Source organism: Candidatus Stygibacter australis, assembly GCA_030765845.1.
GTDB lineage: Bacteria > Cloacimonadota > Cloacimonadia > Cloacimonadales > TCS61 > Stygibacter > Stygibacter australis.
This window is the reverse complement of sequence record JAVCDJ010000025.1, coordinates 1-7270: the sequence shown is the minus strand read 5'-3', so window position 1 is coordinate 7270 and position 7270 is coordinate 1. Positions and strand designations below refer to the sequence as shown.

Here is a 7270-nt window from a genome sequence, read left to right as displayed (position 1 = left end):
TCAAGTGAAATGGATAATAATACAAGTTGACGGATTAATTCATCAGCATGTTGCATAAGATATACTGATTTTTGCTTTTTTAGCGATTTTTCAATGTATTTGAATGTTTTTTCAATTTCACCAAGTAAATTAGCAAATTGTTTTGCTTTAATAAGGTCTTCTAAATAATATTTAACTCTATTTGCAGTTTTATTTTTTGTAGTAGTGATACTTAACATTTCTATTCTTTCTGATAGTTGACTGAATTTTTCAAATTCACATTCTATATCTTTGACATCTGATGGGATAACTCCGAATTTATGTTCTGTTTTTTCAATTTCTTCTAAAAGAATTTCAAATTCATTCTTAGTTTTTTCTTGCGTTATACTATCTGGAACATTAGGGGCTATGTCATCCATAGTTTCTATAGTATTATTCAATTCTTCCATATAGGTGAAAATCATTTCTAAATCTTCTGATTTCACCATAGGTATTTGTTCTTGATAGAATATCCCTAACCATGAAAGTTTCTGCTCAGCAACGTTTAAATTTCTTTCCTTAAATAGATTATCTTTCATAGAAAAAATAATAATCTTAACCATATTAATAAGTGAAATTTCACCTGGATATTTTCCTAACCCATTAAGAATCCAAAAAATCGCCCTGTCAAAATTTCCTTCTTCTTTACATTTCTCACTTTTCTTGATTAAAATTTTAATCTCTTCAGATTTTTCCATGATATTTCCTCCTTGTTCTGTGTTTTCATAATTTATTTTTTACTTCCCAGCCCGTTTTCTCAATGTATCTATCTTTGTATCTTTTCGAATTTTACGAGCCATTATTAAACCTCCATTTACGATATAACTGCAAATCATTCTCAATTAGATGAAGACATACTCCAATCACGAAAGCATCATCAAGATAACCGATTACAGGAATAAAATCTGGTATCAGGTCAATGGGGCTAAGTAGATAAATTAAAGCAAATGTAACTGATGCTATTACCCACCAGGGAACTTCTTTATATTCCCCCTTAATATAATCTATTAACATCTGCAGCATCACAATGATATCCTCAAGATATCTTCCCATCACTGGTATATTCCTAACCATTTCTAAAATCTTTTCAGATTTCGAGATTACTCTTTCTACGTCATCAGTCGTAATTTTTTCGGCTCCCTTGTTAACAAAATCTTCATTAATTTTGCTTTTAGCATTTTCAACTCTTTCACCTTTTGACATGTATCCTCCTATTTAATAAATATTTTCCTTTGTTCTTCCAACTTCATTTTACCTGCAATGCAGAGCAATGCTCTAACCCCGTATGTTTTACCATATTCGGTGTATAATTCAATATGCTGATCTAATGTCTTTGATTTTTTAATCTCAACTACACGCAATAAATGCAATAAAATGCTTGAAAACGTAGCTACTGGCATGGCTATCATCGCCATTCCTACAGATGATGATAATAACATTGACCCCCAGCTTTTAAATCTTTTTTCCAAATACTTTAAGTGTTTTGTACTGCCCGATAACAGTAATATCAAGGCATAAATAACCGTCTCTTCTTTAATTTCTTTGGTTTTAGTTGCTTTTTCGTGTAGCCAGGCTAATGTTTCCAAAAGCAAACTGTCTTTCTCCTTCATTTCCAAAGGCTCTTTCCCTTTATGTTCATCTTCCCAGCGGACAATTGTTGCTTCACTCACTTCCAGCATAGCTGCCAGGTTCTTTCTGGTAAGATTCATCTCTAATCTAAAATTCTTTAATTTTTCAGGACTCAAAATTCCACTCCTTCTATTTAAACTGAGACAATTCCAAAATTAAAAATATATATGTCAAGAAAATTTATTATTAATTAACAATATATATTTTGTCCTGACAAGTTAATAATATAGAAAATGATGCCTTGATCTATTCCATACCGCTCATATATCAGAAATGTAATGTAAGACTATTTCACCACCCAGACCATTTTGATCTGAATTTATCTTGAACTGGATATTTTATCAAGCATGTAGATCAATCGTCCCTGATTGATTTCAATGGACTTAATCAAGGACGATTAAGCTACATCTTCTTATCCGTGCAAATCCGTGCCATCCGTGGCAAATCGAGTATGGCGATATTAGGATTCCTCTCACCAAACCAACTATTGGGAAAGGAAAAACTTGATGAATAAATAGACTGAGTTAAATAATAAGGGACAGACAAATTGCCCGTCCCTTCTAATAGCAAGTATCCAAATCTATTTCAGTAAAATTATCTTCCTGGTTTCCATTATATTCTCTGATTGGTACTGCAGCAGATATATTCCACTGCTCTGCTCTGAAGCATTCCAGGTCACTAAATGCTTACCTGCTGTGAATTCATTAGAAATCAGGGTACAAACTCTCTGACCTTTGATATTATACACTTCAAGTAATATATACCCAGATTCCTCCAACTCAAAACTGATGTTTATTTCCGGATTAAACGGATTGGGATAGACAGTTAAGTTATTGACCATCTCAATATTATCACCCAATTCTATCTCATAATACTGCTCATTGGCAATCAGCTTTATTTGTTGATAGTTCAGTTTTACCGGAATTGATAGAAATTCTCCGGTAATCGGGTATGCTGCTGCTAATGCTATCCGGTTTTCATTGCTGGCTGATATTATATTCTCCTGGCATTTATAGTTCTCAATTTCTTCGTCTAATGTTAGATATAGCGAATACAACTCGCTATTGCTTGTAAACCGTAAAATCCCATCTTCCAAAGTAACACTAATATCAGCTTTCTGACAGACAATCTCCTCGCGGAAAGTTTCTACCGGAAAGGCATAAATGAGTCCCACAAAATATTGAATTACAAGTGAAGCATCATAAGCACCAATCTCCAGATTCCCACTCACGTCAGCAGCAGTGATTTGCCAATCTTCCCAAGGCAAAGGTGCTGCCGGCTCTGGATCAATACCTACCACGTATTGCAGAATTAAAGCCGCATCATAAGCTTCAACAGAGCCATTATCATCAATATCACCGTAATGATGTCCCCATAACTCGTTAACAATTACCAGAGTAGAGTCCATATATTCGGGACGACATATTGCGTCATCAACCATGAAAAATACATATTCACTGCCAGTCCAACCTGGCTCTGCTGAAAAGGTTACCTCCAGATCAATAGTTTCAACCCAAATATTTTCCGCAGGTTCATTAATAATCAATAAAGAATCTCCATCTGCATCATAAACAAACTGGTGAAAATCAACCGTCAGTGATGATCCCTCATCAAATGAAAAATTATCCGGTAAATTAATCTCAGGCGTGTCGTTGATAGGAGTTACTATTACTATTGTTTCATCTGAAGCAGTGGTTCTGCTTTGATTGTCATTAATTGTAAAAGTAATGATTTCTGATCCATTCCAGTTAGTGGAAGGAGTAAAAGTTACCCCAAAGCCGTTAATTTCAATATCAATATTTTCATGAGCGTCAGCAGTTAATTCAAATTCATCACCACCAAGGATAAAAAACGCGAAATTAACATATAATTCTGTATCCTCTTCAAGTGTGAATGAGCAGGGCAAATTTATTAATGGAGGATACATTACTGCTTCAACGACTATATCAACTTCATCTGTAGCTATTTCCCTGCCTTGCTGATCGTCAATAGTGAATGTCAAAAGCTCAGATCCATTCCAGTTTTCCATTGCAGTAAATGTCACAATCAGACTGTCTATATCAACATTAATATACAAATTCCCCGCACAGCTAAGCAGTAAGTCCACATCGTCCACATCGTTCACAAATTCACCGAAATCCACCACCAGACTTTCATCTTCCAAAAATGTAAAGTTGTCCGGCAAATCAATAGTCGGTGGATCATTCTCGGGTTCAACAATGACATTCACGATATCATTGGCAGATAAACGAGCCTCCGTGTCATAAACAGTGAAGATAATTGTTTCAACTCCATACCAGTTTTCAGAAGCTGTAAAAGTGACTATATGCTCTTCAATATTGACAATCACATGCACATAATTTTCCGAAACTATAATCAATTCATCGCCATCAATATCATTAATGTATGGTGCAAAATCCACTACCAGGCTTTCATCCTCATTAAAACTGAAACTCTCAGGCAATTCTATCTCCGGTGCATCGTTTATTGGAGTTACAATCACTTCCACACTATCAAAAGCTACTGCTCTGCCTTGCTGATCGTCAACTGTAAATGTCAATAGCTCAGAGCCAAACCAGTTCTCAGTTGCCGTAAATGTCACAATCAGACTGTCTATCTCAACACCAATTTCCAAATTCCCAGCACAGCTAAGCACTAAATCCACATTGTCCACATCATCCACAAATTCACTGAAATCCACCACCAGGCTCTCATCTTCCAAGAATGTAAAACTATCCGGTAAATCAATTTCCGGGTCATCATTAACTGCTATTACTTCAACTGTGAAAATATCTGTCGCTGTAATCCTACTCACATTATCGGTAATGGTTACAGCTACCTCCGTCAATCCATACCAATTAGCGACAGCACTGAAAACTACCTGCAGATCTTCATATATGGCAGACAGGCTATCTCCTTCAAATTCTACTGCAGCTATCGTAAGTAAATCAAGATCAACATCATCCACATAAGATGTCAGATCAAAGTTTAAGCTCTCGTCTTCAAAAAAGGTAATACTCTCCGGTAAATCTATCTCCGGTGGATCATTAACCGGTTCAATGGTAATCTCTATATCCAAAGAAGCCGCTACTCTCCCGGAAATACTCTCATTTGCTTTAGAAAAGATATTCCTCGTTGATCTGGAGTAGTCCTGATTTTGTTTTTCACTTATAAGATCATTCCCTCTCTCTATGTAACCATCATCAGCCGTAAAAGTAATGACCTCGGTGCCATACCAGTTCAAACCACCAGACAGTATAACAATCCCATCCTCAATTTCTACCATAATACTATCATTGCCTGAATTATAAAAGCTCAACGAATCACCATTCTCATCAGAAAAGATGTAATTCAAATCCAGGTTGCTATCAATCATATCTTCATCAAATGACACTGCTGTTACCGGATTTTCCACAAAGGGTGGTGAATTGAGTGAAGTAATGTAGTTTTCCTTTTCTATTATTATCACATCCAAACCATAAATCGCATTCAGGGTAACAGTATAAACGCCAACCGGGAATTCCCAACTCACGCTTTCACCAGCAGCATCTATAACTTCATCATTATCAAAATCCCACTCGTAAACATCTGCAGGATAATTAGCCGTAACTGTAAATTCAACAATCAAAGGAGCATTACCAGAAGTTATATCGGCAGAAAAATCTATCTGTAATGGCTCTCCCTGATATTCATAAGCTCCTATATCAATAATTGCATTTTCACCTGCAAAAACACGCGGATTTCCATTTAAGTCATATTCAGGTAAATTCAAACCTGTTGTATCAGGAATTCCGGCATTGATACACGGTGAAATATACCGCAACTGGAAATTCTCATTTGCTGCATCCACAAAGAAAGGATTCGCCCCCAGAACATTATTCCCTTCATCTATTGCTCCAGGTGGAAAGGTTTGATCTTCTAAAAGGCAGTAACTAAGATGAGGAGAACCGGATTCAATATAGATATTAGCACCTTCTTCAAAAGGTCCATTGCCATAGACTAGCGAATTAGTGATGTATGGGCTTGATGATTCTTCGCAGTAAATACCATAAAGCAGATTTCGGGTGCTCAAATTGAGTGATTTTTCATATTCACCAGCATTAACTTCAATTCTGGTTCTGTCGAGTCTTCTTTCGCTGACGGAAAGTGAAATTGTGTTATTGATCAGTGGAGGACTTGAACTGTAACATCTGATCCCAATACCCCCATAGGTTTCATTAGCAATATAGCCGTTATTATAAATAGCGTTTCCGATGATTTCCGTATTGGAACTTGACCAGCAGAGGATACCACCATAAATATTATAATGAATTTTATTATTGCGAATAATGGGCTCAGAACTATATGAGATATCAATTCCGTAGTAGCAATTGGAAATATCGCAGTTTTCCACAATAGCAGATGAATTATTAAAGGAGATTCCTCCGAAGAAGATATCACTGGTTATCAGAGCATCTGCATATTCAATATTGCAGTGAGAAAGAATACTTGTTGTATCTGCTGTAGAAGTGAAATAAATCATTCCCCAATAACCATCCTCGCCATTTCTTGAAAAAGTAATCGGACTTTCTGATGAACCAACAGCTTCCAGCTTACCATTAACCTGCAACATCCCCTTATCGAAGTAATCCGAACTTACAGTATTCATTGAGCCGGTTTTAAACTCAACTTCTACTCCTGGTTCTATAGATAACGTTGAACCTGCCGGGATAGTTGCCTTACCAATTATAGTATAAGGAGAATCATCTAGTGTCCATATTCCCGAAACTTCTTCGTTGTGCTCAATAATATTTCCTTTGATTGAGAATGTGTTATCGGATACATTTGTTATCTCATTATTACCATTATCAGTTATTCTGATCAAGCAATCATCAGAATCAATTCCTGGAGCAATCCAATCATTATATTCACCAGTATTTACAGCAGAATTACTAATTGTTGACCAGTCAGCTCCATCAAAAAACTCAATTGTAACTGTAGAACTTGTATCACTTCTAATCCAGGTAATAAGAAAAGAAGAACTGCTCTCAATAAACTCTCCTCCTAAAGGAGATGTTACCCAAAGCCAATCTCCGGTCTGCTGATATTCATAAGCTCCAATGTCAACTCTGCCGTTACTGATACGCGAATTACCGACTAAATCAATTGAATCTAAGTTAGTTGCATAGAATGAACCAGCGTCAATGGCGGGGGAATCAGATTGCAATTCAAAATTACCGTTTAATGGATCATCGAAAAGAGGATCTGTATCTAAGATGTTACCTCCAATATTATTAATTAATTCTGGTAATTCACTTCCTTGTATCAATGAATTACAAACATAAACAAAATAATTAGCATCGAAGGATTGAGAATTATCCCAAATAATAGAATTAGCAACATTAACATATGAGCCAGAGTAATTACCAATAGCTGTTGATTGATTGTTAATAATTGTGTTATTGATTATAACTGATGATGCACCCGAAATAGAAATAGTCCCACCAGTTAAGTTGTTTGTTATTAAGTTATTGTAAGAATTACAGATACCACCATAGTTATAAATCCCGCAGGTATTATCTGCAATTATACAATTAATCAAATTGATCACACCATAATTTAACCAAACCCCTCTAGCTTGGTT

General features: G+C 35.8%; 3 protein-coding genes and 1 pseudogene. All 4 read right to left on the bottom strand.

The features are described from left to right. A partial coding sequence (locus RAO94_01225) for a hypothetical protein (protein MDP8320949.1) occupies positions 1 to 716 on the bottom strand: 716 nt, incomplete at its 3' end. A gap of 163 nt (positions 717 to 879) precedes the next feature. After that, positions 880 to 1032, bottom strand: a pseudogene (locus RAO94_01220) (DUF1232 domain-containing protein). A gap of 197 nt (positions 1033 to 1229) precedes the next feature. Further along, positions 1230 to 1763, bottom strand: coding sequence for a helix-turn-helix transcriptional regulator (locus RAO94_01215; protein MDP8320948.1), 534 nt, complete (start codon positions 1761 to 1763; stop codon positions 1230 to 1232). Between the two features lie 464 nt (positions 1764 to 2227). After that, positions 2228 to 7237: a tandem-95 repeat protein gene (locus RAO94_01210; protein MDP8320947.1), complete on the bottom strand. Its 5010-nt coding sequence runs from the start codon at positions 7235 to 7237 to the stop codon at positions 2228 to 2230. Between the last annotated feature and the right edge of the window lie 33 nt (positions 7238 to 7270).